Source organism: Amycolatopsis nigrescens CSC17Ta-90, from assembly GCF_000384315.1.
Classification (GTDB): domain Bacteria; phylum Actinomycetota; class Actinomycetes; order Mycobacteriales; family Pseudonocardiaceae; genus Amycolatopsis; species Amycolatopsis nigrescens.
Genome location: NZ_ARVW01000001.1, coordinates 8,610,492 through 8,636,019, shown reverse-complemented (window position 1 = coordinate 8,636,019; position 25,528 = coordinate 8,610,492). Strand labels below are relative to the sequence as shown.

At 67.7% G+C, this 25,528-nt stretch carries 28 protein-coding genes; 9 read left to right on the top strand and 19 right to left on the bottom strand.

From position 1 onward, the window contains the following. Positions 1–88 precede the first annotated feature (88 nt). The 6 genes from AMYNI_RS0140915 to AMYNI_RS0140890 all read right to left on the bottom strand — a co-directional run bounded on the left by AMYNI_RS0140915 (position 89) and on the right by AMYNI_RS0140890 (position 4,541). Complete coding sequence (locus tag AMYNI_RS0140915) at positions 89–427, bottom strand: hypothetical protein (RefSeq protein WP_020673935.1); 339 nt, start codon at positions 425–427, stop codon at positions 89–91. A 54-nt stretch (positions 428–481) separates the two neighbouring features. Further along, positions 482–799, bottom strand: coding sequence for a YbaB/EbfC family nucleoid-associated protein (locus AMYNI_RS0140910; protein ID WP_020673934.1), 318 nt, complete (start codon positions 797–799; stop codon positions 482–484). A gap of 20 nt (positions 800–819) precedes the next feature. After that, positions 820–1,335 (bottom strand): hypothetical protein, encoded by a 516-nt coding sequence (locus tag AMYNI_RS47640; protein WP_020673933.1) that lies wholly within the window; start codon positions 1,333–1,335, stop codon positions 820–822. Positions 1,336–1,363: 28 nt separating this feature from the next. Next, a complete protein-coding gene (locus AMYNI_RS0140900) occupies positions 1,364–2,980 on the bottom strand; it encodes a hypothetical protein (RefSeq protein ID WP_020673932.1) in 1,617 nt (538 codons plus the stop codon). Between the two features lie 222 nt (positions 2,981–3,202). Beyond that, complete coding sequence (locus AMYNI_RS0140895) at positions 3,203–3,985, bottom strand: SGNH/GDSL hydrolase family protein (protein ID WP_020673931.1); 783 nt, start codon at positions 3,983–3,985, stop codon at positions 3,203–3,205. After that, positions 3,975–4,541 carry a PadR family transcriptional regulator gene (locus tag AMYNI_RS0140890; protein WP_020673930.1) on the bottom strand — a complete coding sequence of 189 codons (567 nt, stop codon included), beginning with the start codon at positions 4,539–4,541 and terminating at the stop codon, positions 3,975–3,977. Before AMYNI_RS0140890 ends, AMYNI_RS0140895 begins: the two co-directional genes overlap by 11 nt. A 92-nt stretch (positions 4,542–4,633) precedes the next feature. Here AMYNI_RS0140890 and AMYNI_RS0140885 point away from each other — a divergent pair, with 92 nt between their 5' ends. Beyond that, on the top strand, positions 4,634–5,059 hold the full coding sequence (locus AMYNI_RS0140885) for a nuclear transport factor 2 family protein (RefSeq protein ID WP_020673929.1): 426 nt from the start codon (positions 4,634–4,636) through the stop codon (positions 5,057–5,059). On the opposite strand, the gene AMYNI_RS46685 is transcribed toward AMYNI_RS0140885, so the two are convergent. Both AMYNI_RS46685 and AMYNI_RS0140875 read right to left on the bottom strand, forming a co-directional pair. Next, on the bottom strand, positions 5,000–5,482 hold the full coding sequence (locus AMYNI_RS46685) for a GNAT family N-acetyltransferase (RefSeq protein ID WP_020673928.1): 483 nt from the start codon (positions 5,480–5,482) through the stop codon (positions 5,000–5,002). The genes AMYNI_RS0140885 and AMYNI_RS46685 overlap by 60 nt on opposite strands. Before the next feature lie 21 nt (positions 5,483–5,503). After that, positions 5,504–6,607: a saccharopine dehydrogenase family protein gene (locus AMYNI_RS0140875; protein WP_020673927.1), complete on the bottom strand. Its 1,104-nt coding sequence runs from the start codon at positions 6,605–6,607 to the stop codon at positions 5,504–5,506. 161 nt (positions 6,608–6,768) lie between these two features. Between AMYNI_RS0140875 and AMYNI_RS0140870 the strand changes: the two genes are divergently transcribed. Continuing rightward, complete coding sequence (locus AMYNI_RS0140870; protein ID WP_020673926.1) at positions 6,769–7,692, top strand: AraC family transcriptional regulator; 924 nt, start codon at positions 6,769–6,771, stop codon at positions 7,690–7,692. A gap of 605 nt (positions 7,693–8,297) precedes the next feature. On the opposite strand, the gene AMYNI_RS0140860 is transcribed toward AMYNI_RS0140870, so the two are convergent. Then, positions 8,298–9,425: a ferredoxin reductase gene (locus AMYNI_RS0140860; RefSeq protein WP_020673925.1), complete on the bottom strand. Its 1,128-nt coding sequence runs from the start codon at positions 9,423–9,425 to the stop codon at positions 8,298–8,300. Positions 9,426–9,898: 473 nt separating this feature from the next. Here AMYNI_RS0140860 and AMYNI_RS0140855 point away from each other — a divergent pair, with 473 nt between their 5' ends. After that, positions 9,899–10,774: an alpha/beta hydrolase family protein gene (locus AMYNI_RS0140855; RefSeq protein WP_040406255.1), complete on the top strand. Its 876-nt coding sequence runs from the start codon at positions 9,899–9,901 to the stop codon at positions 10,772–10,774. A 197-nt stretch (positions 10,775–10,971) separates the two neighbouring features. Then, positions 10,972–11,901, top strand: coding sequence for a catalase family protein (locus AMYNI_RS0140850; RefSeq protein WP_020673923.1), 930 nt, complete (start codon positions 10,972–10,974; stop codon positions 11,899–11,901). 171 nt (positions 11,902–12,072) lie between these two features. Here the strand turns inward: AMYNI_RS0140850 and AMYNI_RS46680 are convergent, their stop codons facing one another. Both AMYNI_RS46680 and aztA read right to left on the bottom strand, forming a co-directional pair. Next, complete coding sequence (locus AMYNI_RS46680) at positions 12,073–13,002, bottom strand: M23 family metallopeptidase (RefSeq protein WP_169515809.1); 930 nt, start codon at positions 13,000–13,002, stop codon at positions 12,073–12,075. A 197-nt stretch (positions 13,003–13,199) separates the two neighbouring features. Further along, on the bottom strand, positions 13,200–13,895 hold the full coding sequence (gene aztA, locus AMYNI_RS0140840; RefSeq protein WP_020673921.1) for a zinc ABC transporter ATP-binding protein AztA: 696 nt from the start codon (positions 13,893–13,895) through the stop codon (positions 13,200–13,202). A 78-nt stretch (positions 13,896–13,973) separates the two neighbouring features. Here aztA and aztB point away from each other — a divergent pair, with 78 nt between their 5' ends. The 4 genes from aztB to aztD are packed head-to-tail and all read left to right on the top strand — an operon-like array spanning position 13,974 to position 18,206. Beyond that, on the top strand, positions 13,974–14,822 hold the full coding sequence (aztB, locus tag AMYNI_RS0140835; RefSeq protein WP_020673920.1) for a zinc ABC transporter permease AztB: 849 nt from the start codon (positions 13,974–13,976) through the stop codon (positions 14,820–14,822). After that, a complete protein-coding gene (locus AMYNI_RS0140830; RefSeq protein ID WP_020673919.1) occupies positions 14,819–16,048 on the top strand; it encodes a hypothetical protein in 1,230 nt (409 codons plus the stop codon). The genes aztB and AMYNI_RS0140830 overlap by 4 nt, the downstream gene beginning before the upstream one ends. Further along, entirely contained in the window at positions 16,045–16,977 is a 933-nt protein-coding gene (gene aztC, locus AMYNI_RS0140825; protein ID WP_020673918.1) for a zinc ABC transporter substrate-binding protein AztC, read from the top strand. The genes AMYNI_RS0140830 and aztC overlap by 4 nt, the downstream gene beginning before the upstream one ends. 38 nt (positions 16,978–17,015) lie before the next feature. Further along, positions 17,016–18,206: a zinc metallochaperone AztD gene (gene aztD / locus AMYNI_RS0140820; RefSeq protein WP_051116415.1), complete on the top strand. Its 1,191-nt coding sequence runs from the start codon at positions 17,016–17,018 to the stop codon at positions 18,204–18,206. 39 nt (positions 18,207–18,245) lie between these two features. Here aztD and AMYNI_RS46675 read toward each other — a convergent pair whose 3' ends face one another. From AMYNI_RS46675 to AMYNI_RS0140800, 4 genes are all read right to left on the bottom strand, one after another. Next, positions 18,246–20,009: a serine/threonine-protein kinase gene (locus AMYNI_RS46675; RefSeq protein WP_084628601.1), complete on the bottom strand. Its 1,764-nt coding sequence runs from the start codon at positions 20,007–20,009 to the stop codon at positions 18,246–18,248. A gap of 213 nt (positions 20,010–20,222) precedes the next feature. After that, the gene (locus tag AMYNI_RS0140810; protein ID WP_020673916.1) at positions 20,223–20,957 is read right to left on the bottom strand and encodes an ABC transporter permease; all 735 of its coding nucleotides are present in this window, start codon (positions 20,955–20,957) and stop codon (positions 20,223–20,225) included. A 1-nt stretch (position 20,958) separates the two neighbouring features. After that, entirely contained in the window at positions 20,959–21,669 is a 711-nt protein-coding gene (locus AMYNI_RS0140805; RefSeq protein ID WP_020673915.1) for a fluoroquinolone export ABC transporter permease subunit, read from the bottom strand. Beyond that, entirely contained in the window at positions 21,666–22,529 is an 864-nt protein-coding gene (locus tag AMYNI_RS0140800) for an ABC transporter ATP-binding protein (protein ID WP_020673914.1), read from the bottom strand. The genes AMYNI_RS0140805 and AMYNI_RS0140800 overlap by 4 nt, the downstream gene beginning before the upstream one ends. Positions 22,530–22,610: 81 nt before the next feature. On the opposite strand from AMYNI_RS0140800, the gene AMYNI_RS0140795 reads away from it, so the two are divergent. Next, positions 22,611–23,063 carry a GbsR/MarR family transcriptional regulator gene (locus tag AMYNI_RS0140795; protein WP_020673913.1) on the top strand — a complete coding sequence of 151 codons (453 nt, stop codon included), beginning with the start codon at positions 22,611–22,613 and terminating at the stop codon, positions 23,061–23,063. A gap of 33 nt (positions 23,064–23,096) precedes the next feature. Here AMYNI_RS0140795 and AMYNI_RS0140790 read toward each other — a convergent pair whose 3' ends face one another. The 4 genes from AMYNI_RS0140790 to AMYNI_RS0140775 are packed head-to-tail and all read right to left on the bottom strand — an operon-like array spanning position 23,097 to position 25,466. Further along, the gene (locus AMYNI_RS0140790; RefSeq protein WP_026361554.1) at positions 23,097–24,449 is read right to left on the bottom strand and encodes a serine hydrolase domain-containing protein; all 1,353 of its coding nucleotides are present in this window, start codon (positions 24,447–24,449) and stop codon (positions 23,097–23,099) included. A 3-nt stretch (positions 24,450–24,452) separates the two neighbouring features. Then, positions 24,453–24,785 carry a DUF1048 domain-containing protein gene (locus tag AMYNI_RS46670; protein ID WP_020673911.1) on the bottom strand — a complete coding sequence of 111 codons (333 nt, stop codon included), beginning with the start codon at positions 24,783–24,785 and terminating at the stop codon, positions 24,453–24,455. A gap of 1 nt (position 24,786) precedes the next feature. Further along, positions 24,787–25,143 carry a DUF1048 domain-containing protein gene (locus AMYNI_RS0140780; RefSeq protein WP_020673910.1) on the bottom strand — a complete coding sequence of 119 codons (357 nt, stop codon included), beginning with the start codon at positions 25,141–25,143 and terminating at the stop codon, positions 24,787–24,789. Further along, positions 25,140–25,466, bottom strand: a complete 327-nt coding sequence (locus AMYNI_RS0140775; RefSeq protein ID WP_020673909.1) for a PadR family transcriptional regulator — start codon at positions 25,464–25,466, stop codon at positions 25,140–25,142. Before AMYNI_RS0140775 ends, AMYNI_RS0140780 begins: the two co-directional genes overlap by 4 nt. Positions 25,467–25,528 lie beyond the last annotated feature (62 nt).

Sequence of the window (25,528 nt, the reverse complement as noted above, 5' to 3'; positions counted from 1 at the left end):
GTGCCGCGAAACCGCCAGGAGGTGCGGTGGGGGTGGGCCGGGTGGGCGATTCGCCGGGAAATCAGCGCCGAGTCCGGCGTTGTCTCCTTCAGCTTTCTTGCACGGGCCGGTCCGTCCCGGTGGACCTGGTGACGGTGTTCGCGCCATCGGTGTCCGCGGCACGGTAGTCGTGGACGCAGCCCATCGTGTCGTCGTACAGCCGCCCGTACCGGGTGGGCAGCTCCTCCGCGCTGGCGAAGAGGTTGTCCGCGACCGGCTGGTACCGGGAAAGGAACGCCTGCGTGACCTCGTCCGAGCCGAACCCGCTCTGGTGGGACTGCAACGACTGTTTGTGCCGCTGCCAGGCACTGCTGAAGTTGTCGCCGGCCGCGCGCAACTGGTTGATGCCATGGGTCACGGCGTCGGGGTCCATATCGAAGTCGGGCATGGTCGGGCTCCTCTTGGTCTGCTGGTGCGCGCATAGCACGATGGCCAGGTCGGTCTAGTCGGATTTCGCATCCGCCGGCAGGTAGTCGCGGGTGATGTCGGTCAGTGCCTCACCTGCCCGCTCGACCGCGGCCCGAACCGTGTCCACAATAGACTCGGCGAGGGCCTTGGAGTCCCGGTGGCGGTACACCCGCGGGTCCAGGTGCAGCTCGGTCAGCTCACCACGTTTGACCACGGTCGCGCTGATCAGGCCGTCCGGCGACTCCGCGGTCACCTCGATGTCCGCGATCCGCTGCCGTACTTGCAGCAGGTCGTCGCGCAGTCGTTCGTATCCAGCCTTCCGCGCGGCGAGATCCACCGTCGGCCACACCATCGCGATCCCCTCGCTTTCCGCTAACCGGCCGCGCGCGTATGCCGCGGCCGTGGCGGTTCCTCGGGTGGTTCCCTTTCGCCCTCGGCCCGTTCGCTCGATGCCCGGACCGTGCCGAGGAACTCCTGGAAGTCGACTACCACGCGGGAGAGGTGTTCCTCGGTGGTGATCAGCACGAACCGCAGCACTACGCGCCGGCGCCGGTCGCGGATGTCCTCCAGCGCCAGGACTGCGTGGCACTGCATGGTGTTGGCACCGTCCCGCACCCGCAATAGCTGCCCGAACCCTAGCCCGTCGCCCGCGCCCATCTCTTCCCTTCGCAACACCTCGACGCTCGCCCCGGCCGCCCGGAGCCCGGCGACGCTCTCGTCCGCGATATCGGCCAACGTCGCCAGATCCGCCCGCGGGCCACCGTCCGCGACGATGACGGCCTGCGCCTCATGGCACACCGCGACCACCGACCCCAAGGGCGAACGATGCTCGTTCGCGTCCGGCTGCCGCCACCCCGGCGGAATGGCGAACTCAACAGATGCTGTCATCGATACTCCCTTCCTTGCTGCACCTGGGTCACGGGGTTCGGTACCCGCCATTCTCGGTGATCTCGCGTGCCTGGTCGACGAGCCAGTTGCCGACCGCCTTGAAGTCGATATCCGTGTCGAAGCCGAGGGATCCGCCGATCACCGGAGCGATAGGGGTGATCACCGGGATTTTTCCCTTGAGATTTAAGTGCCCGTTGGAGAATCCCTCTTTGAGGGCGTTCAGGTCCAGCTCGGCGCTCACACCAGGTCCAATCCGGAGTTCTGGCTGGATGGACGTCTTGACTGGCCCGGCCTCGACGAGCGGAATCTTGTCCAGCGTGAGCTTCTTGCCAGCTTGCAACTCGACCGACAAGGGGTTTGCCCCACCAAGCGGCGTGGCCCCGCCGAAGGAGGCGAACACGCCCTCCTCCTGCGTGCCCTTCAACGCGCCACCGAAGGCCTCAAAGGTGCCGTGGTTGTAGAGCTTTTTTCCGTCGACACTAAGGACCTTCAACTCCGGTTTGATCCCGTCCTTCGGGTCGGCTTTCACATCGAAATCGGGACCGTTCGGGGTGACAGTCACATCCGTTGGTCCTTCCGATTTCTCTGAATACAGCCAGTCGAGTTTCTCGTCCAGCGACCGCTTGGCGTCAGCGAGTGGCTCGACCACCGTTTTGTTGAACCGGTCATAGACGGGACCTTTGTTCCGAGGGTCGAGTATGTCCCAAATGCCTCCATCGGCCTTGTTGTGCATCGCGGCGGCGGCCTGCTGGTTCATCTGCTGCCCCCGGGCGGCGCCGTTTTCGATCATGTTGGCCTGGATGAGCTTGCCTTCGGGCACGCTGCCGGCCAGCTCAGGAGCCATGTCATACAGAGCACGGTCCTGGGCGAGGTCGTCCTGACGCCCCTTGATGGCCGCATCTCCGACCGCGGCGCCGTGTTCCACGTAATCGGCAAGCCGATTCGCGGCGTCCCCGAACATCGTGCCTTGTTCGACGGTCTTGTTCAGGTTCTGCTGTAGCTGGTCCCCCGGTTCGCCGCCCAAAGCCTGCGCCATGTCATGAGAGACCCCTCGCGCGTCGTCGGCGTTCTGGTACCCCTGCTTGCCCGTGTCACGCAGGTCCGCGACCGCCGCGCGCAACGAGGGCGTATTGATGTCCGGCATCGGGCTCTTCTCAATCACCGCGTTGTCGTACGGGTGCCCGCCCTGCTGCTTGTTGCCGTCCTGCGGAGCTGAATTCTCTTTCGTGGTGGACGACGACAACGCGTTATTGGACTTGACACCGCTACCGAAGCCAGTCGGCGTGCCCGACTGGAGATTGCTGCCGGAGCCAGCCCTGTCGCCGGTTTGGTCGTTGTCGCTTGTGCTGGTGTCGTTGTTGTTGTCGGCGGGTTTGGGGTCGCCTTTGGGTTGGCTGTCGCCCTCGGTGCTGGTGTCGCCGCGGGTTTGGTTGTCGCTGCCGCTGGATTGGCTGCCTTGGCCTGAGCTGCTGCTGCTGCTGGATTGGCTGCTTTCGCCTGAGCTGCTGCTGCTGCTGGATTGGCTGCTTTCGCCTGAGCTGCTGCTGCTGGATTGGCTGCCTTCGCCTGAGCCGCTGCTGCCACTACCGCCGCTGGACTGGCCGTCACCACCGGCCGTCTTGCCGCCTTCTGTTCCGTCGGACATCTCGGTGCTCCTCGACCAATTAGCGGATCGCGTGCCGCGCTCACAGGTGCCGATGCCGCACTCAACTCGAAACCAGGATGTCCCGCCGACGGCCCACCGTGCGGCCCATGGCCTCATTAGGTCATCGCGGCGAAGACCGGCTGCGGCAAGACGACCATGGACCGGCTCCGAAAGTCGATCAAGGCTTCCCAACGAGGAGCGCCGAGTCCGGCGTTGTCTCCCTCAGCTTTCGTGCACGGGCCGGAGCTCGGGGCGTTTGGCGGTTCGGCCGTCTCCGGAGGAGCGGCCGCGCAGGCGACGGGCGATCCACGGTCCGAGGAAGCTCGCGGCCCAGCGGAGTTCGGCCGCGACCCGCCGCCGCGTCGGAATCGCTTGCGGTGCAAGGGGAAGGGTCCATTCGGTGCCGCTGCCCGGCAGGTCGAGGGCGTGCCCGACGGCGGCGGCCAGCCGGGTGTGGCCGACCGGATTGAGGTGCAGCCGGTCCGCGCTCCACAGCCTCGGATCGGTGCAGACAGGGTAGGCGGAGAGGTCCACGACTCGCACCCCGTGCCGGTCCGCGGCGGCGCGGATGCGGGTGTTGAAGTCCCGGGTGCGTGCGGAGAGCAGCCGCCCGGCGGGCATCATCAGCCCGGGGTCGGGAAACATCACCGTGACCACCCGCGCACCCGCGCCGGTGAGGTCGGCGAACATCCCCTCGAGGTGCCCGGTCACGGCCGCGGCGTCGAAACCGGGGCGGATCAGGTCGTTCACCCCGGCCATCACGGTGGCCAGGTCCGGCCGCAGAGCCAGCGCCGCCGGCAGCTGTTCGGCCCGCACCTGCCCGGCGAGGCGGCCGCGCACCGCCAGGTTGGCGTACTCCAGCGCCGGGTTCACGGCCGCGAGTTGTTCGGCGAGGCGGTCCGCCCAACCCCGATACCCCCGGATGTCGTCCCCATCGTTCAGGCCTTCGGTCTGGCTGTCACCGAGCGCCACATAGCGGCGGTAGGCGCGGGCGTCACCGGGCATGGGCGTTTTCCCTTGCTCGCAGCACCGAAGCGGTCCGCACGCACCAATCGTGGTGCTCCTGTTCGAACCGCCGTCCCCGCAGGCAGGTTAGATACGGGCCGATCCGGTCACCGTGCAGCAGGAAATCGTCCTCGTCGAGATCGCCGCGGATCCTGCGCAGCAGCTTGTCGAAGATCTCGATCTTGGCGGTGGCGACCGCTGCGCGCTCGTCGAGCTGCGTGATCACCGCCGTCATGCCGATCGTGCCGGCGGCCTGCACCTTGACCATGAGGTCGTCCCGGATGTACGAGGGCTTGCACGGAGCGGACGCGAACCGCTCGAGTTCGGCCGTACCCGCCTCGGTGACCGTGAACAGGCGTTTGTTCGGACGGGTTTCCTGGACCACCTGGCGCCCGGCGACCAGCCCCTCCCGCTCCAGTTTGGCCAGTTCCGAGTAGAGCTGCTGCGGAAGCGCGTGCCAGAAGTTGGCCACGCCCACGTCGAAGGCCTTGGCCAGTTGGTAGCCGCTGTACTCGCCGTCCAGCAGCGCCGCCAGCACCGCATGTCGCAGGGCCACGTCCCGCGTCCTCCTTCGCTCCGGGTGGACAACGCCGCCCACTGTAGTCAACTATATGACTATTCGCATCCTTGACTATGGAGGGAGGTCTCATGACCTCGATCGCCCGTTTTCGCACCGCCGTCGAACAGCGGGACATCGCCGCGCTGGACTCGCTGTTCGCCCCGGACGTGCGGTTCTTCAGCCCAGTGAAGTTCACGCCGTTCGAGGGCCACGCCATGGTGCTCGCCGTCTTCGGCGTGCTGCTGCGACGGGTCTTCACCGAGTTCCGCTACACCGGCGAACTCCAGGGCGAGGCCCAGACCTTCGCCGGGGAGCCGGCCGACTCGCACGTCCTGGTCTTCCGGGCGGTGGTGGACGGCAAGCAGATCCACGGCATCGACCTGGTGCACCTGGACGAGCAGGGCTTGATCAAGGAGTTCACCGTGATGGTCCGCCCGCTGAGCGCGGTCACCGCACTAAGCGACGCCGTGCTCGCCGGCCTCACCGCTGAAGGACTCGTCCCCGGCCGCACCTGAGTAGCTGTAGACGATGTGACCCTCGAAGCTGGCGATCTTGTCGTACAGCGCACGGGCAGCAGCGGTGTCCAGCGTGTTCCAGTAAAGGCGTGCAGCGCCGTGCTCCTCGGCGTCCCGCGCGACCCACTCGATCATTGCCGTCGCGACACCCTGTCGCCGGACTTCCGGGTCTACGAACAGGTCCGCCAGATAGCATCTCCCGGTCGACCAGACGCTCGGGTGGAACAGGTAGTGCGCGATGCCGACCATCTTGCCGTCCAGCCGCGCGGTGATCCCGCGTATCTCTGCATCATCGAGCAGGCGTCGCCACGTTTGGGCATAGCTGTCGGCGCTGACCTTGGTCTTGAAGAACGCGTTGAAGCTGCGGGCCAGCACCTCCCAGTCGGTGCGGTCGGATTCGGTCAAGGGGTAGATCTCCACCATGATGGCTATCCTGCCGCACGGTCAGGTCGGCCGTAGTCGTCGATTCTCCTGAGCGTTGCCCGCCGGGTCAGTACGTCGCGCGGCCGAGACGCTGATGGTCCAGCTGATTCCGTGTGGGGCGAGGAAGGCGAGGAAGCTGGTCGGGTCGTACGCCTGCGCGGGAGCGAGCACGCCTGGTTCTGCGCCGTCCGCGACCAGTCGGCGGGCGGCTTCGACGGCGATCACGGCGGTGCTGCCGTAGGTGTCGTGGCCTCGCACGGTGCCGCGGGCTGTTCGGCCATCGTGGCCGATGGCGTCGACGAGGTAGGTGAACCGTTGGGTGCGGCGGTCCTCTTGGGCGGGCCCTTCGGGGAGACTGTCGATGATCTGGGGAGTGAGCGGGGTGCCCAACTGGGCGCCGACCGCGGCGTCGACGAGGCTCTCGACATGCCGGACCGGCACGTGGCGCGGGATGGTGACCACCTCTGACAAGGGGCATTTCACCATTTCGGTCGGCTGCGGGGCGTCGGGAAGAGTGACCGCGGCGAGCCTGGCGGGGATGCCGATACGCCAGTCACCGTCGTCGTAGCTGAGGCCGCCCGCCTTGATCGTGTCCATCGTGTCGACTGCCGAGCGCAACGAGCCGCGGGAGAACCCGACCCCGCCGACGACGAAGTGGCTGACGGTGATCTCCTCGATCGGCTGGACGCGCTCGGCGATCAGGTGGGCGACCAGGTCCCCGGGTACGCACCCGTCGTTGGTGGCGGGGATGACGGTGACTCCGGCGCGCTCCGCGGCGCCGGCGAAGGTGTCGAAGACCGCTTTGGTGTAGAGCTGCTCGCCGGCGGTGTCGACGTAATGGCAGCCGGCCGCGATGGCCGCGCGAACCACTGCGGGGCCGGAACTCGTGAACGGTCCGGCGCAGTTGATGACCGCGTCGCATCCGCGGAAGGCCGCCACGAGGGCGTCGTGGTCGTCGGTGTCGGCTACTCGTTGCAGGGTGTCGGCTGTTCCCACCGTTGCCGCGGCCTCGCGCAGGCGCTTGGCGTTGCGGCCGGCGAGCAGCATGTCGATGTTGCGGTGGGCCAGTTCCGCGAGGACGAGCTTTCCCTGGTAGCCGCTTGCGCCGTAGACGGCGATCTTCACGTGGATCTCCTGGTTCGAGCGAGGGGTGATGTTGTCCGAGATGGCCGTGCCAGCTGGCCGGTAATTTCACCGTAGGACGGCGTTGTGAGACGTCCAATGCGTGAACATCTCTGGTTCATGCGTGACCGTCTTCGCTGGAATCGCATCGATACGCTGGCTGAATGGATGTGCTCTCCGATGCGGTCACCGCCATGCGCACCGGTCAGCCGCACTCCGGCCGGGTACGCCGGCCGGTGCCGTTCGGTATGCGGCTTCCACCGGTCGAGGGGGCCGGCTTCCACATCGTTTTGCAGGGATCGTGCTGGCTTTTCCCGCCAGACGGCGCGCCGATCGCCCTCGGAGCGGGGGATGTGGCATTCCTGCCGCACGGAGCCGCCCACGGCCTCGCCGACAGCCCGTCGACCCCGCTGGCGGATACTTCCTTGGCACCGGCCGAGATTCCACCCGGCCGGCACCCGGCGGATGGTTCGTCCGCTGCGACGGTCACGCTCTGCGGCGCGTACCTGCTGGACCGGTCCCGGGCGCACCCGCTGCTCGGTGACCTGCCGGAGGTGATCCATCTTCCGGCCAGGGTCGGCCACCACCAGGGTCTACGCGCCGCCGTCGACCTGCTCGGCGGTGAGCTGGAGCAGCCACGGCCCGGCGGCGACGCCATGCTGCCCGCCCTGCTGGACGTGCTGCTGCTGCACATCCTGCGTGCCTGGTTCGACGAGCAGTCCGCTCACGATGGCGCTACCGGCTGGGCAGCAGCGCTGCGCGATCCTGCCGTCGCCGCCGGGCTTCAGGCCATCCACGGCGACCCTGGCAGGCCATGGACGGTCGGGGAGCTGGCTTCCCAGGCCGGACTGTCCCGCGCGGCCTTCGCCCGACGGTTCGCCGCGCTGGTCGGCCGGCCGCCGCAGGCATACCTGACCTGGTGGCGGATGACGCTTGCGGCCCGGCTGCTGCGAGACGGTGACGCGCCGTTGGCCACAGTGGCCCGGCAGGTGGGCTACACCTCGGAGTTCGCCTTCGCCCACGCATTCAAACGGGACCACGGGTTAGCCCCAGGCGGATTCCGCCGAGCCGCATCCCAGCGAACGTAGAAAAGCCGTGTCAGAATGATAATTGGAAACGTGTTCCTCGTAACTTGATGAGTGTTTGCCACCATCCTGCCGGACGCCATTGGGCGCGGGGTCCCGGCCGGTTTTCCGAACCGTCGCCCCGCGCCCAGGTCAGACACTATCGACTCGATGGGTCAGACGAGCCAGCCGAGAATGTGCGCCAGGTTGGCCAGAACGTTGGAGATGACGTCGTGGCCGTGCGCGGCGAGAATCTGCATGTGCTTCTCCTTTGAATCACGGTAGATGGTATTTGGCTGGGGCCTTCGAAGGTATTTAAACCCTGGCACGGTAACGGCTGTCCAGTCAAGAATTAACACGATGTTACCGATGCGTAGTCCGGCTGGTGCAAGAAAGGAATTTCACGTTGATGGTGCGCTCATCAGAATTGTCACGTGCGTACAGGGTTTGTGTCCGAGAATTGATAGGAAAACAGTCATCCGCATAGGGGTGACCAGGGCTGCTGGAGAGCAGGTACACCGGCCAGGTCGGCACCCAGCGCTACCAGCCGGCGGGGCGTCGCTGTTCGATCCGGACCGCGTACAGCCCGGCCGCGTCCAGCTCCCACCGCAACCCAGATTGTCGGCCGGTCACAGATCCAGCTCGACATCACCACACGGCGCGGTCACGCACAGCTGGATCCGCGCCCCGGCTTCGCTGGTGACCGCCCCGGTGAGCACATTGCGGACCGACCCGTCCGGTTTGATGCTCGAACAGGAATGACAAACCCCCATCCGGCAGCCGTACTCCGGATTCACCCCCGCCGCCTCAGCCTGCTCCAGCAACGTCCGCCCATCGTTGGGGGCGGTGATCCCGCTCCGGATGAACCGCACCTCACCGGTCGCGTCCCCAGCGTCGGTCACGGGTGCCCGGATGGTGAACCGCTCGGTCAGCAGCCGGTTCTCAATCCCCTCGGCAGTCCACAACGCGGCGGCCGTGTCCATCAACGCACCGGGTCCGCACACGTAGGTCAGGGCGTCGGCGTAGTCCGGCGCGACTTCGAGCAGGTGCTCCCGGCAGAACCGGCCGTCCAGCCGCCCGGCGCCGGGTGCGCGGGTGTACACGGGGGCCAGGATGAGCCTGGGGCAGGCCGCCGCCAACGCCGCCAGTTCCTCCCGGTAGATCATCTGCTGTGCGGTGCGGGCGTAGTGCAGAAAGGTGACCTGGCCGGGAAACCGCCGCGCCACCAAGGCACGCAGCAGCGACATCACCGGGGTGATACCGCTACCAGCACTGATCAGCACAATGCGCCCCGGCAACTGCGCCGGAAGCACAAACCCGCCTTCGGCCTGGGAGAGCACCACCACCAGGCCGGGCCGGGCATGCTCCTTGAGATACCGCGAGACCGTACCCGCAGGGTTCACTTTCGCGGTGATCTCAATCGTCCCGTCTGCCCGGTGCGCGGCACCGGCCACGGAGAAGCACCGCGTGCGGCGGACACCGCCGATCTCCACCGCCAGCCGCACGTACTGCCCAGCACGGGCGCCCTCCCAGTTCGCGTTGGGCCGCAAGGTCAGCGTGACGCTGTCTTCGGTGTGATGAGCCACCCCGGTCACCACGGCCCGCACCTCCCGCACCGACCACACCGGGTTGAACAGGCCGAGGTACCGGTCCACCCCGTGCGGCACAGCCAGCGCGCCCACCACCCGCGAGTCCAGCACCCGGCGGATCCGCCGCCAGCCCGCTCGCGAGAGGTTCGGATTCAAAACCACGGTCATGCTCCAGGTCGGTGGGCAAACATTGATGTTTCAGCTGGGGGCAGGTTTATCCAGCTCTATCGCAGTGCAGGAAACAGTTATCAGGCACGTACGTGTGTCAAAATAAGAATTCGTCAGGTTCGGGCGATTGTCAAGCGTGGACTCGCGGCAGGTCGGGCGGGGTTGCGAAAGCCTCATCGGGATGATGAAAGGGCCGTCCTTTATTAGCATGTTGAGCAGGGGTGCTGGTCAACATGCTTCAGTGTCGGATCGGCTGGGCCGTGGAGTCCGTGTGATCGCTGCGGCAGCGGAACCTGCGCTGGAAACACGCACCGGGATGCTGATCCACCGCGCCCGCGCTGGCTCCGAAGTGAGCCATTTTCAGGTCTCCCAACAATCGCGCGAAGTCATCTTGACAATCTGTCGTGTCTGTTCAAAAATCTCACCCAACAACTTTTCACCGTGTCCATGACCATTCTTATTGCGGAGTGTGAATGCCAGTGAAAGCGCGCAAGATAAAGTCCGCGATCGCCGCGGTCGCTACATTCGTGCTGATCGGAACGGGCCTGGCCTCCGCCGGTCCGCTGACCACCGCCGACAATCCCTTCCAGCGGGGTCCTGAGCCCACCACGGGAAGCATCGAAGCGGAAAAGGGACCCTTCGCGGTGACCCAGGCGCCGGTGCCCCCGGGAGACGGTTTCTCCGGCGGGACCCTGACCTACCCCAACGACACCAGCCAGGGCACCTTCGGCGCGGTCGCCATCTCGCCCGGCTTCATCTCACCGGAGTTCCTCATCTCCTGGTACGGGCCCCGGCTGGCGTCCCAGGGCTTCGTCGTGCTGACCATCTCCACCAACACCCCCGTGGACACCCCCAGCGCCCGCGCCGACCAGCTCCTCGCGGCACTGAAGTACCTGGTGGAGAAGAGTCCGGCCAAGGACCGGATCGACCCCTCCCGGCTGGCGGTGATGGGCCACTCCATGGGCGGCGGCGGAACCCTGGAAGCGGCCGGCCGCAACCCCGCCCTCAGGGCCGCCATCCCGCTGCATCCCTTCCACATCGGCCAGGACTTCTCCAAAGTGAGCACGCCGACGCTCGTCATCGGCGGGCAGGTCGATTTCGTCGCCCCCGCCCCGCTTTTCGCGGTCCCGTTCTACGACAGCCTCAAAGCGACGTCGAACAAGGGCTACATCGAAATCGCCGGCGGCAGCCACTTCGACGCCGTCATCCCGAACGTCACCATCGCCAAGTACAGCATCTCCTGGCTCAAACGCTTCGTGGACAACGACACCCGCTACGAGCAGTTCCTCTGCCCCCTCCCGAAGGACCCCAAGACCTCCGCCTTCAAGGGGAACTGCCCGCACACCTGAGCACCCCGATCGCCACCAACGGCGCCACGCCCGGGCAGGAGAGCTGATCGCGGCTCTCCTGCCCGGGCGCCGGCCACCCTCCAGGCGCCCCGTCCACCGAATCGTGAATGACCCGCACGGCGTCCGAACGGCCGATCGAAGGCAGCGGATCTCGTAGGACACTGGTCACGAGGGTCGCATGACTAGGAGGAACGGTCATGTCTCGGCGAGATGCCCAAGAACTGTCGGAAGCCCTGCGGACCGGCCCGTTCAGCGTCGCGCTGCGTGCCGCGATCGAGTCCCGCGGGCTCAGTCTCGAACGGGTCCGCCACCATCTCAGGGCACACGACGTCCAGATCAGTTCGGCGACCCTCAGTTACTGGCAGCGCGGCACCTGCCGGCCGGAGCGGCCGGTCTCGCTGCGGGCGGTACACGCGCTGGAGGACATTCTCGAGCTGCCGCACAATTCGCTGATCACGCTGCTGGGGCCGCGGCGGCCACGCGGGCGGTGGCTCGGCCACGTACCCGGTTCGCTACCCCTTGACCAGGTCTGCCCTGTGCATTCGAGCGTGGCCACCCTGCTCGACCGGATCCAACACCGGGCCGACGGCGAACTGGCCTGGCTGAGCCACCACGACCGCATCGAGATCGGGCCGGACCGCGAGGAAAGTTCGATCCACGGGCACGTGGTCTTCGAAGCGCGGCGTGCCGGAGTGGACCGCTACGTCGCGATCTATCACAGCGAGCACTCGCAGTTGCTGCCCGATATCCACCTGGCTACGCAATGTCGTATCGGGCGGGTGCGCGAGGACAGGTCGGCCGGGCTGATCGCGGCGGAGCTGCTGTTCGAGCGGCCGCTGGCGGCGGGCGAAACCTACGTGCTCGAATACGAGTTCACCTACAGCTCCGGCGGCCCGCGGGCCGCCGATTACCACCGCGGTCTGCGGTTCCCGGTGCGCAACTACCTGCTGCAGATCCAGTTCGACCCTGCCGCCGTGCCGACTCGCTGCTACCGCATCTGGCAGCCGAATATCCGGACCCCGTGGGCGGACCTCGCCGAGCTCTCGGTGACCCGATGGCGCACCACCCACCTCGTGCAGGTCGATGCGCAACCGGGCGGCCACGGTATCCGCTGGGAATGGGAATAACGCGACCGGCGCCGCGGCGGGGGAGTGGGGTCCGGCCGCCGCGGCTCCGGCCGTGTCGGGCGGCAAGAACCGCCGACACGCGTACGAAAGCTCCTTCGCGCCTTGAGAATCTTGCGGGACACCCGCACCCGATCGATGGGGGCATGCGCAAAAGCCTCGCATGCCCCCATCTCAGTGACCAGGGTCGTCGGGGCCGTAGTTCTGCAAAGCCTGCCCGACATTGCGCCGGACGGTCTGATGGGTGGCATAGCCGCTGTAGGCGCGGCTGCCCTCGTAGAACGTCCAGCCGCCGATCGTCTTGCCGTTCAGCGCCACCCACGAATTGCCTTGTTTCAGCGCGAAGTGCACGTGGTTGCTGCCGGCCGAACCGCCGCACGGAATCCGGGTGCTGGTCATGCCGAGGTAGTCGCCCATCTTGATCGGCTCACCGTTCGGCTTGATCTCGTCGAGCAGGTGATAGTACTCGGTGGTCCAGCCGTTGTCGTGAATGATCCGGATATGCCCGCCGTTGTTGCACATCCAGTAGGCGCGGCCACTCTGCGCGGCCAGCACGCGGCGGTCACCGCCGTTGAGGTCCACCGAGCTCCACGGCCGGGGCTGACCGCTCCAGCCGTGCACGCCACCGATCATGGTCCAAGAAACCCCGGGTGGATAAGGCAACGACAACCCGAGTGGTGCGGCCGCGTTTCTCGCGTTGGCCGCGAACGTTTGCTTTTCTCCGGCGCTCACCACGCTTTCCGGTGAACTCTGGATCAGCCCGGCGAAACCGGGGCTGGTGTCGAGAGCGATCTGCCAGTTCCGGCCGGTGCGGTGCGCCACGAACAACGAGGCATCGGGTGCCGCACCCTCCACCGAGTACGCGGTGAGTGTCGCCGCACCGAAGGCCCACGACCCGGCGGCGTCCTTGCGCTGCACGTCGACCTCGGCCGAACGCCCCTGCGCGGCGAGTGCGGCCGAGCTCGTCGCGCGCTCGCCGAGCATGGTCTGCACAACGGACTGTTCGAGATTCGACGCCTGCTCGGCCTGCGCCGACGCGGGCACACCCGCCACCGCGAGCACCGCCACCGCGACGAACGACGCTCTCCTTCGCCAACTGCCCATCATCTCTTCCTTTCACCGATCGCAGGGGGAAGATTGTGCTGAAAGGAAGGATCACCGGCGGCGGACAAGCGCGTCAACAGCGTGGATCCCCTTGCTGAAACCGGCCGTCAATAAACTGTAAATCGTCCGGAAAGGCCGCTGATCAGACCACTGCCGGCGCTTTGCTGCCTTGCCGCGACGCACAAAGGACTGATCGTTCAGTTCGGGCTGTCATGCCATTGCGGCAGGCCCCAGGCGAGGCGCACCTGGTCCGGGGTGAGCACCGTTCGTGGTGGTCCTTGGGCGAGGAGACGACCGTCGTGCAGCAGCAGGCAGTGGTCGGCCCGGTCGGCGACGGCGAGGTCGTGGGTCACGCGCAGCACCGTCACCCCGTCCCGGCGGGCGTCGTCGAGCGCGTTGTCGATCAGCGTCTGCGCGCTGAGGTCCAGACCGGCCGCGGGCTCGTCGAGCAGGAGCAGACCGGCCTGCTGGGCCAGGCCCTGCGCGACCAGGGTCCGCTGCCGCTGCCCGCCGGAGAGGGTGCCGAGCTGCCGTTCGGCGAGCGGGGTGATGTCCAGTCGCGCCATGCAGTCCTCGATCACGGAACGGTCCTTTTTGGTCAGTCGCCGCCAGTGGCCCCGGTGGGCCCACCTGCCCATCGCGACCGTGGCGCGCACGGTGATCGGCAGTGCGTCGGACACCTCGCTTCGCTGCGTCACGTAGGCCGGGCGACGGGAGCCGGCGAGTTCCAGCGCTCCGGACGTCACCGGCAGCACCCCGGCGATCACGTTCAGCAGTGAGGACTTTCCCGCCCCGTTCGCTCCGACGACCGCGGTGACCCGCGCCTGCGGCACGGTGGCAGTGACCCCGCGCAGCACCGTTCGGCGGCTGTAACTCGCGGAAAGCTCACTCATGGTGACTTCCTGCTCGCAACCGTTCACTCTCGTACCCCTCATTGTGAAAACGATAGTCGTTACCACTATAGTGTCGGCGTGGACTGGTTGCTGCTTCCCTTCGAGGTGTCGTTTGTGGAGCGCGCTTTGGTCGCCGGGATCCTCGTGTCGCTGGTGTGCGCACTCGTCGGCACCTGGGTGGTGTTGCGCGGCATGGCCTTCATCGGGGACGCGATGTCGCACGGGATGCTGCCCGGGGTGGCGATCGCCTCGCTCGCGGGCGGCAACCTGCTGATCGGGGCCGCGGTCAGTGCCGGGGTGATGGCGCTGGGGGTCACTGCGCTGAGCCGTACCCGGCGGCTCTCCCAGGACACCAGCATCGGGTTGCTCTTCGTGGGCATGCTGGCGGCTGGCGTCATCATCGTCTCGCATTCGCAGTCCTTCGCGGTCGACCTCACCGCGTTCCTGTTCGGGGACGTGCTCGCGGTCAGTTCCGACGACCTGATCGGCCTGGTGATCGCGTTCGTGATCGTGGCCGCGGTGTCGTTGCTGGGTCATCGCTCGTTCGTCGCGCTGGCGTTCGACCTCCGCAAGGCGCGAACGCTGGGACTGCGCCCGGGACTGGCCAACGCGCTGCTGCTCACCCTGGTCACCCTGACCATCGTCGCGTCCTTCCGCGTGGTCGGCACCTTGCTGGTCTTCGGCTTGCTCATCGCGCCCGCGGCGGCGGCGACGTTCTGGGCCAGGCGAATCCCGGCGATCATGCTGTACGCCGCGCTGCTGGGCATCCTGGCGACGGTCACCGGGCTAGTCGTCTCCTGGCACTGGGGCACGGCCGCCGGGGCGACCATCGCGGCCGCCGCGGTGCTGATCTTCTTCGTGTCCGCGCTGCTTTCCCTTCTACGCCAACGATTCCTGAAAACGACGATCGACGAGCAGGCACAGTGAATTCACGAGCAAACCGAGGAACCGCCCTGACCATCGCGCTGTCCGCAGCCGCCGCGCTGCTGGCCGCGTGCGGTGATGAGCAGCCGGAGAACGCCGCACCGGCCGGGGAAAAGCCGCACGGCTACGTCGAGGGCGCCGAGGAGACGGCCGAAGCGCAGTCCCGCCTGGTGGTGGCCGACGCCGAAACCGGGGCCGTGCACGTGCTGGACCTGAGCACCGAGCAGGTGTACCCAGCAGGCCGGGTCGAGGGTGTCCAGCGCGTCACCGGGGACGGCCGGTTCGGCTATCTGACCGGTGCGGACCAGTCGGTGCACGTCGTGGACAGCGGCTCCTGGATGGTCGACCACGGGGATCACGTGCACTACTACCGCGCGCCGGTACGCGAGGTCGGGCCGGTCCCGGGGACCAGCCTGCTGGGCGCCTACAGCGACCCGGTGGTGTCGGCGGTGTCCTTCCCCGACGGCACCGCGACCCTGCTCGACCGGGCCAAACTGGACGCGGGTTCGGTCGTGGAGACCGGCAAGGTCGTTCGCGGCGCGCACGCCGGCGCCGCGGTGCCCTACGGCGAGCACATCCTGGCCTCGGTCGCCGAACCCGGTCAGCAGTACGCGAATGGCGTGCGGGTGCACGACCGGCAGGGTCGTCCCGTGGCGGCGATCGAGCAGCCCTGTCCGCAGCTGCAGGGCCAGGCCGTCACCCGGCGCGGGGTGGTCTTCGGTTGTGCGGACGGGGCGCTGCTGATCACCGGGAAGGACGGCGCGTTCACCGGCGAGAAGATCCCGTACCCGCGGCAGGTGGACGAGGGCGAGCGGGCCACCGGGTTCACCCACCGGCCGGGCAGCACCACGCTCGCGGCCAAGGCCGGCGACGACGGCGTGTGGTCGCTGGACGTCACCCGCCGGACGTGGAGTCACTTCGGCACCGGGCCGGTCGTCGCGGTCAACGCGGTCGGCGAGGGCGCGCCGCTGCTGACCCTGACCCGCGACGGTGTCCTGCACGCGCTGGACGCCAGCACGGGCGAGCAGCGGGCGCAGGCACCGCTGATGTCACCGGAGGCGGCCGGCGGCACCATCGCACCCGTCATCCAGGTGGACACCACCCGCGCTTACGTCAACAACCCGGCTTCGGGCGAGCTGTACGAGATCGACTACAACGACAACCTGCGGCGTGCCAGGACGTTCACCGTCGAGGGCAAGGCCAGCCACATGGTGGAGACCGGCCGATGAGCATCCCCTTCCGCTCGCGGCGCGGCGCGTTGCCGGCGCTGCTCGCCGCGATCCTGATGATCGCCACCGGCTGCTCCGGCACCGGCCAGCACGGCTCCGGGGTGGTGGTGACCACGAACATCCTCGGCGACATCACCCGCGCCATCGTCGGCGATCAGGCCGAGGTGACGGTGCTGATGAAGCCGAACGCCGACCCGCATTCGTTCGGCATCTCCGCCCAGCAGGCGGCCGAGGTCGAGCGGTCCGGGCTGATCGTCTACAACGGACTCGGACTCGAGGAAGGCGTGCTGCGCAACGTCCGGGCGGCCGAGGAGGCCGGGATCCCCGCGCTGCCGGTGGGTGAGGAGGCCGACCCGATCCACTACGCCTCCGACGAGTCCGCCGGGCGGCCCGATCCGCATTTCTGGACCGACCCCAGGCGGATGCGCGGCGCCGTCGACGCGATCACCGAGCAGGTCCTCAGACACGTCGCCGGCGTGCACGAAGCGGTCGTGCGGGACAACGCCGCCCGACTCCGGGGCGAGATCGACGCGCTCGACGCCACCATGAGCCGTCGCTTCGAGCAGCTCCCACCGCAGCGCCGCAAACTCGTGACCAACCACCACGTCTTCGGCTATCTGGCCCAGCGCTTCGGCTTCGAGGTGATCGGCGCGGTGATCCCCAGCGGCACCACGCTCGCCTCGCCGAGCGCCTCGGACCTGAAGTCGCTCGCGGACACGGTCCGCTCGGCCGGGGTGCCGGCGATCTTCGCGGACTCCTCGCAGCCGGACCGGCTGGCGCGGGTGCTCGCCGATCAGGCCGGTCTGCAGGTGGCGGTGGTCCCGCTGTTCTCCGAGTCGCTGAGCGAACCGGGGCAGGGCGCGGGCACCTACCTGGAAATGATGCGCGCCAACACCGAGGCGATCGCCACCGGGCTGAGCCGGTCCTGAGCCGGACACGTCAGTCCAAAGAACGAAAGGTGCAAGAAATGACAAACTCGTTGTCAGCAAGGAAACGAGCCGGCAGGTTCGTCGCGCTCCCGGCGGCGGCCGCGACCGCCCTCACCATGGCGGCCTGCGGTGCGGAACCCGCTGGGGACAACGCCACGGCACCGGGCCAGGCCGCGGTCGCGGTCGCCGAGCCGATCGCGGTGACCTACGACGGCGGCATCTACCTGCTCGACGGCAAAAGCCTCCAGGTGGCCAAGGATCTTCCGCTGCCGGGCTTCAACCGGCTCAACCCGGCCGGCGACGACAAGCACCTGCTGGTCTCCACTTCGACCGGGTTCCGGGTGCTCGACGCGGCCACCGCGACGCTGACCGACGCCGAGTTCAAGGCGGCCAAACCGGGCCACGTGGTCCGCCACGCCGGCCGGACCGTGCTCTTCGCCGACGGCACCGGCGAGGTGACCGTGTTCGACCCCGCGACGCTGGGCAACGGGCTCCCGCAGACCCGGCAGTACAAGACCCCGCAGCCACACCACGGCGTGGCCGTGGAACTCGCCGGCGGCGAACTGGTCACCACGATCGGCAACGAGGACGAGCGCCCCGGCATCGCGGTGCTGGACAAGGACCGCAAGGAGATCGCGCGAAACGACCAGTGCCCCGGTGTGCACGGCGAGGCGGCCGCGCGGGGTGAGGCGGTGGTGATCGGCTGCGAGACCGGAGCGGTGATCTACAAGAACGGCACGATCACCAAGGTCACCAGCCCCGACCCGTACGGACGGATCGGGAACCAGGCCGGCTCCGACGCGTCACCGATCACCCTCGGCGATTACAAGGTGGACGAGGAGGCCGAGCTGGAGCGCCCGACCAGGGTCTCCCTGATCGACACCGAAAGCGCCACGCTCAAGCACGTCGACCTCGGCACCAGCTACACGTTCCGTTCACTCGCACGGGGCCCGCAGGGCGAAGCGCTCGTGCTGGGCACCGACGGGCAGTTGCACGTGATCGACCCGGCGGCGGGCACCGTCACCAGGAAGATCGCGGTGACCGACCCCTGGCAGGAACCGCTCGAATGGCAGCAGGCCCGCCCGGCGATCTTCGTCCGCGGTGGCACCGCCTACGTCACCGACCCGAGCAAGAAGCAGATCTACTCGATCGACCTCGCCGCGGGCACCAAGACCGCGACCGGTGCACTGCCCGCGGCACCGAACGAGATCAGCGGCGTGACCGCCTGAACGGCCGCGTACCAGGAATGGCACTGGCAGCACTCGTGACTAGGCAGGCGGCAGGTTGGCGGCGGTGGGTTCCGCGATGTCGTTCACCATCCGGCACAGGTCTTCCGGCGGTAACGAGCCGAGAAGCACGACCTGCAGCAGTTCGAACCGCGAGCTGGTGTTGAGGTTGGAGTACCGGCGATGGACGATCTGCGCGACGCACGACCGGGTCCCGTAGCCACCCGCCTTGATGAAGGCCTCCCGGCCGCCGAAGCGGGTCGGCTGGCCGTCCTCGACGGTCAGCTGGGGGCTTCGTTTGAAGACGACCAGGAGGGTGGCCGGACTGGTGGTGCTGTGCCAGCGGCATTCCCACCGGCCGAAACCGATTTCGGGACGCAGCGCGTCGACGCCGGGGAATCGGCTGAGCGTGTCCGCATCGGCCAGACCGCAGGCGTCCACCCGCTCCAGTGAGGTGGCGTCCGGGGCGACCACCCGCCGGGGAAGATCGCCGCGGGACAGCACAGCCAGTGCGCCGGCTGTCGCCGTGTCCGCGATCGTGCACAGGTCCGCCGGTTCGTGGTGCTGCACCCTTGCCCTGAGCACGACATGCGTCTGGTCGGCGAGCATGATCGTCCGGCTGCATTCGACGTCGGTGGGCAGATGGCGGATGACCGTGAGCGCCCCGTGCTCCTCGACCTCCCCCGGGAAGTTGCGGCGGGTGGTCGAAGGGTCCAGCTGCACGATGACATCGACGTTGGCGCCGGCATGGGTCCGCAGGATTACCGCGCACTGGTTGAAGTTGCCGTAGCCGGCGTCCAGGTCGGTTTCCCCGAATCGGGCCAGTTCGGCTGGTTTGGCCACCGAACACGGGTCGGCCGTGCGGGGATCGCCGACGGTGAAGGATGCACTCGGGGCCTGCTGCGGTCCGGCCGGGGTGGAGCCCGCCGTGCTGCCCAGCAGCACCACGATGGCCGCCACCACCGCGGCGGTGAAGACCGGTCCGCGGCGGGCGGGGCGTTTCGGGCGGCTGACGGCGTCGGCGAGGATCTTCTTTGCTTGGGTAGAGTCGGGTCGTTTCGCCGGCTTGGGGCGCAGCAGCGCGGACAGGGCCGGGGTCAGCGTCCCGCCGCGGCGGGACGTGGCGATCTCGCCGTTCGTCGCGCGGCGTATCAGCACCAGCGGATTGTCCGCGGTGCCGACCGGGGGTACCCCCTCGACCGCCGCGAACAGCGTGGCGCCGAGTGAGAAGACATCCGATGCTGGCGTAGCGTCCAAGCCGGCGGCCACCTCGGGAGCGAGGTAGCCCGGTGTTCCGGCGATCGCGATGGTGTGCGACAAGGTCACATCGCCGTAGTTCGCCCGCGAGATGCCGAAATCGTTCAGCTTGGCCCTGCCGTCTTCGGTCACCAGCACATTGCTGGGCTTGACATCGCGGTGCACCACGCCCGCGGCGTGCACCGCCTCCAGCGCGCTGGCGATTTGGGTGCCGATCCAGGCCACCCGGTCCGGGGGCAGTACGCCGAGCTCGGCCAGGCTGCGGGCGGGAACGTACTCCATCACCAGCCACAGCTCGCCGTCGTGGTTCACCAGGTCGTACAGGGTCACCACGTTCGCGTGGTTCACCCGTGCCACGATTCTCGCTTCGCGCCGCAGCTGCCCGGCACGCTGGGAGTCCTGTGCGCCGTCCGCGGACAGCGCACGCTTGACCGCGACCGCCCGGCCAAGTTCCTCGTCGGTGGCGCGCCAGACTATCCCCATTCCCCCGGAGCCGAGTCTTTCCTCCAGCCGGTAGCGACCACCGACTGAATCACCAGCGTGCACCATGCCTCCGCTCGGCTCCCGGGACCTCCGCCATGGGGATAGCGGTCAGTTTCTGCCGGTAAACCCTAGCGTAAAAGGCTCCATTCGGGGGAACGTCCAGCGCCCCGCCAAGGTCAGTGACCCCGTGCGGTTCCGTCCAGCAACCATCCACATTGGACAGGTCCACCCATGATGGCAGTGGCCGATTGCTCGGCCGACGACTCGCTCGTGGCTCACCTAGGTGCTGGTCCGGATGAACCGGCGGTACAGCGGCCAGGCGAGCAGCACCTGATAGGCGGCACCGCCGAGCAGGTAGGGCCACCAGGTGCCGCCATCGTCGGCGGTCAGGAAGGCTTGCGCGGGCCAGTAGGTGGGCAGGATACCGAAGGCGAGCTGCCAGTCCGAGTCGATGAACGCGGGCAGCAACGGCAGGCCGGCGACCACGATGCCCATAGCCCGGATCGCCGCGATTCCTTCGACCTTGTTCTTCGCCACCGCCAGGATCGCCAACGCGATCACGAGCGCGGACAGGCCGGTCAGCACTCCGATCGGGATCAGTGCGGGCACCAGGCGCGCGGGCAGCAGGCCGCTGGCGATGATGGTCGCGACGACGTACACGGTGGTGAGGGCGATCGCGACGATCGCGCGGTAGCCGATGTAGCGGCCCAGCGAGGCCGGGGTGATCTGCACCGCGGTCAGGGTGTGCGCGTCCCGTTCCTCGAGCACGACCAGTGCGGTGACGCCGCCGACGATGATCGCGCTGGTGAGCAGCAGGAACCCGACCAGGAGCACCGGGTAGTAGGGCGTGAGGTCGAACCGGTAGTCCTCGGCGAGCATCCGGGTCACCGGTGGAGTGCCGAAGCGAACCGCGGCGATCCACACCAGTGGTGCGAGGAACATCCCGGTCAGCAAGGAATCCCGGCCGACACCGCGCAGATCGTTGCGACCGAAGGCGGCGAAAGCGCGTGCCATCTCAGGCACCTCCGGTCTTCGCGATCAGGTACCTGGTGAACATCCGCTTGGCCAGTGACCACATGCCGGCGGCGAACAGCACCGGGTACAGCACGCCGTAGACGACCTGCCACGCGGACAACGTCTCCTGGCCGAAGGCGGCGCCGAGGAACTGCAACGGCCCATACGTGGGTACGAGGTACAGCCAGGGAGTTGCCCACAGGCCGGAGTAACCGATGATCGGCAGGTTGAATAACGCGATCGGGAGCACCGCGGGCATGAACCAGTCGCTCACCGAGCTGAACGGCAGGACACTGAGGAAACCGAGCAGCAGCATCAGGACCGTGCCCAGCGCGGCGCCGAGCACGAGCAGTGGCAGGTTGTACCGCACGCCGTGGGTCGTGGTCGCCACGAAGACCGCCAGCAGCACGGACAGCGTGGTCAGTGTGAGCACTTTGGACGCCAAGTACTCGTGGAACCGCAGGGGCGTCGTGACGACGGCGTCGAGGGTCCGTTCGCCTTTCTCGAAGAACACCGCGCCGGCGACGAAGAAGAATCCGACGATCATCAGATCGCCGAGGATGACGTACGGTTCCGCGGTGGAGCGCAGGTGGCCGGGCATCGGTAGCAGCAGGGCGAGCCACAGCACACCGGAGAACACCGCGGCGTGCAGGAACCTGTACCGCCGCTGCAAGGTGATCTCCAGCCGCAGCGCCACGGCCAGCCGCCTCATGCCAGGCTCCGTCCGGTGGTGTCCACGAACACGTCGTCCAGGGTGGCTTCCTTGCTGTGCATCGTCTCGACGTGCTCGGTGCGCAGCAGGGCGAGGAAGTCGGGGTTGCCGGCCAGCCCGTCGAGCGGGAAGTCCTTGCCGATCAACGTCTCCGCGCCGGAGCGGTACTCGACGCGGACCTGCCGCAGGCTGCGGGCGACCTTCAGCTCCTTGGGGGAGTCGAGCGCCACGATCCGGCCGTCGACCACGAACGCCACCCGGTCGCACAGCTGGTCGGCGGTGACCATGTCGTGCGTGGTCAGGAAGATCGTCTTCCCGCGGGCCTTCTCCCGCAGCACGATGTCCTTGATCTTGCGAGCGTTGACCGGGTCCAGCCCGGAGGTCGGCTCGTCCAGGAACAACAGGTCCGGGTCGTGCAGCAGAGCTCGGATGAACACCAGCCGCATCTGCATTCCCTTGGAGAACTTCCCGACACGCGTGTTCGCGTCCTCGGCCAGGCCGACCGAGTCGAGCAGCTCCATCGGGTCCAGCGTGGACCCGCCGTACAGCGAGGCGAAAAACCGCAGGTTCTCCAGCGCGGTCAGCTTCTGGTAGTGGTTGGGCAGCTCGAAGGACACGCCGACCCGCTGGTAGTAGTCCTGCCCCCACTCGACCGGGTCCCTGCCCCACACCGACACGGAGCCGCCGTGGCCGGTCAGCAGGCCGATCAGGATCTTCTGGGTGGTCGACTTGCCCGCGCCGCTGGGCCCGAGGAACCCGAAGATCTCGCCCCTGCCGACGGTGAAGCCCATCCCGCGCACGGCCGGTTCATCGCCGCCGGGGTAGGTGAAGGTGAGGTTGTCCACCTCGATCACGGTCATGTTCTGACGGTATCGAGTTTTCGCACTTTTGCAAATATTCGTGAGTGTTAAGATCGCGTCGGGATCATGGAAGGAGATCGAATGGGCGACCCGATGGAAGCGGCGGAGCGGCTCGCGCTGACCCTGACCAGCGGTGGCATGCAGCGGATGACCGCGCGGGTGATGTGCGCGCTGCTGTTCGCGGAGCAGGAGACGGTGACGGCGGGCGAGTTGGCTGAGCGGCTCACCATCAGCCCGGGAACCGTTTCCACCGCGGTCAAGTCCTTGATCTCGGTGGGACTGATCGAGCGGGTACCCGCCCCGGGGAGCCGGCGGGAGCACTTCCGGTTCCGGGACGGTGCCTGGGCGATCCTGATGTCCAGCCAGAACGAGACCGTCAAGGTCATGCAGGACGCGGCGAACGAGGGCATCGAGGCCGTCGGCGACGACAGCATCCCCGGTCGCCGTCTCGCCGAGATGCGCGACTTCTACACCTACCTGATGGCCGAACTCCCCGCTGTCATCGACCGGTGGCACGCCCAGCGTGGCCGGTGATCGCGCCGTGGTGGATTGCCAGTCATCCCAGTGTCATCCGAGGCAGGATCGGACGGCCTTGATCAGGTTGTCCGCCCGCGGGTCGTCGGGCCGGAGGTTCCAGAGGTTGGTGACGTAGCCGAAGCCGACACCGGTGTCGGGGTCGGCGAAGCCGATCGCTCCGCCGGAGCCCGGGTGGCCGAACGATCCCGGCCCGAGCATCGGGGTCGGTGGGGCGGCTCGCATGAACCCGAGCGACATGTAGAAGGAACGGTCAGCCGGGAGGTTCAGCCCGGGTGGCAGTCCGTGCATCTTCGTCTTGTCCGTGTGGACGACCGCCGCTTTCTTGACCGTCGCCGGATTCAGCAGCCGCACCCCGTCGACGGTGCTCACCGTGGCGGCATACATTCGGGCCAGCGATCGCGCGTCCGCGATTCCGTTCGCGGCCGGGAACTCCGCTGCGCGCCAGGCACGCGTGCGGTAGTACTCGGTCGCGTTGTCCAGGGCGCCGCCGAGTTCGCCGGCGCGGGCCAGGACCGAGCCCGGCGAGTACAGGGACGTGATCCAGGCGGTGACCGTGTCCGGATCGAGCCCGGTCAATTTGATCATCGCATCGATGAACTCTTCCAGGGGGAGCGGAGCGGTGAACTCGACCCGCGCCACCCGGTGGTCGTGTTTCTCCGGCAACCCGATCCAAGCGCTCAGCCCGAGCGGACGAGCGACCTCGTCGGCGAAGAACGTGCCGAGTGACTTGCCGGTGATCCGGCGCACGACCTCTCCGACCAGAAAGCCGTAGGTGACGGCGTGGTAGATGTGCTCCGTACCCGGCTGCCACAGCGGTTTCTGCGCCTCGAGCGCCCGGATGACCGGGTCCCAGGCGCATGCCTGCTCGAACGTCAGCGGCCCGTCGACGACCGGCAGACCCACCTGGTGCGACAACAGCCAACGCACCGGGATGCGCTCCTTGCCTGCTGCGCCGAACTCCGGCCAGTACCGGGCCACCGGTGCGTCCAGATCCAACTGACCGCGCTGCGTCAGTAGGTGGGCGCAGATCGCGGTCATGCCCTTCGTCGCGGACGCGACCCGGACGACGGTGTCCTTGCGCCACGGCCGGTTCGCGCCGCGATCGGCGACGCCGCGCCACAGGTTGACGACGGGACGGCCGCCCACGTAGACGCCGCACGCCGCGCCGAGATCGCCGGGCTTTCCCTCGAAGTTCGCGCGGAACGCGTCGGCGACCTTCCCCCAGCCGTGCTCGACACCGTGCTCGGCATCGCCACCACTGCTCGCGGAAGCGTTGCCGTGGCCGGCGAGGCCGGCGAGCGCGCCGGCCACGGCAACGCCCTTCAACACGGTCCGGCGCCCAACGTGTCCCTGTTCGGGTGTCCCGCCTGTCGTGCCTGCCATGCTCTAATCCTTACTTTCCGGCCGTGCCAGGCTTTCTTTGATGGATTCCTGGTAGATGTCCGCGTGGGTGGGTGAGTCTTTGATCAGGTCGTCGCAGAAGGCTGCGACGTCGTCGCCGATGAGTTCCAGGACGCCTTTGCCGGCCACGACGCCCTCTTCGAAGAACTCGACGATCCCCGAAAGCAGCGGCCCGTCGAGCAGGTCGACCGGCCCGACTTTGAACAGGTACCGCTGAATCTCCTTGTAGACGATCTGGTAATCCGGCGGGAGCGCCTTGACCCGCGCCAGGTGCGCCCGCCACTGCTTCTTGCCCTCGATGATGTCGTGGATACCCACGTCAGCCTCCTAGCTGGCCCAGTTTCCTTGCCACGTTCCTGTTCAACTGCTCGCGCCACCGGTCGCGAACGCTGCGGCCCCCTTGCTCACCGGCCAGCGCCGCGCAGAAGCCCTTGATGTCGCCACCCAGCACCTCGTGCAGGCTCTGCCCGTCGGACGCCGTCTCTTCGAGCAGCCCCAGCGCGCCGTCGAGAATCGGCATCAGGTTCCGACCGGTGAAGTCCGAGTAGGGCGAAAGATGCCCTTTGATCTCTTCCCAGGCCGCCCGGTAGTCCGCCGGCAAGGCCCCGGCCCTGGCTTCGAACGCCTTGTACTCCCTGGTGAGATCGCTGCCGGTGATGGTCTCCCAGAAGTTCATCTCCCGCCCTCCTTCAGCTTGTCGATCCGTGCCGTGATGTACGCCCATTTCGCCCAGAACGTCGCGAGTTCTGCGCGTCCCGCGTCGTTGAGCGCGTAGAACTTGCGCGGCGGACCCTGCCCGGACGGTCGTTTCGTCACCTGGACGAGCCCGTTCTTCTCCAGCCGCAGCAGGATGGTGTAAACCGTCCCCTCGACGACGTCGGCGAAGCCGAGTTCGTTCAGCCGGCGCGTGATGGCGTACCCGTAGGTCTCCTCACCGCCGATGATTTCCAGCACGCAGCCCTCGAGCGTGCCCTTCAGCATCTCCGTCAGGTCGTCCATCGTGGTTCCTCTTCCGCCTGAGTACTCGGTGGTACCGAGTACTAGTACAAAGTACCACAAGG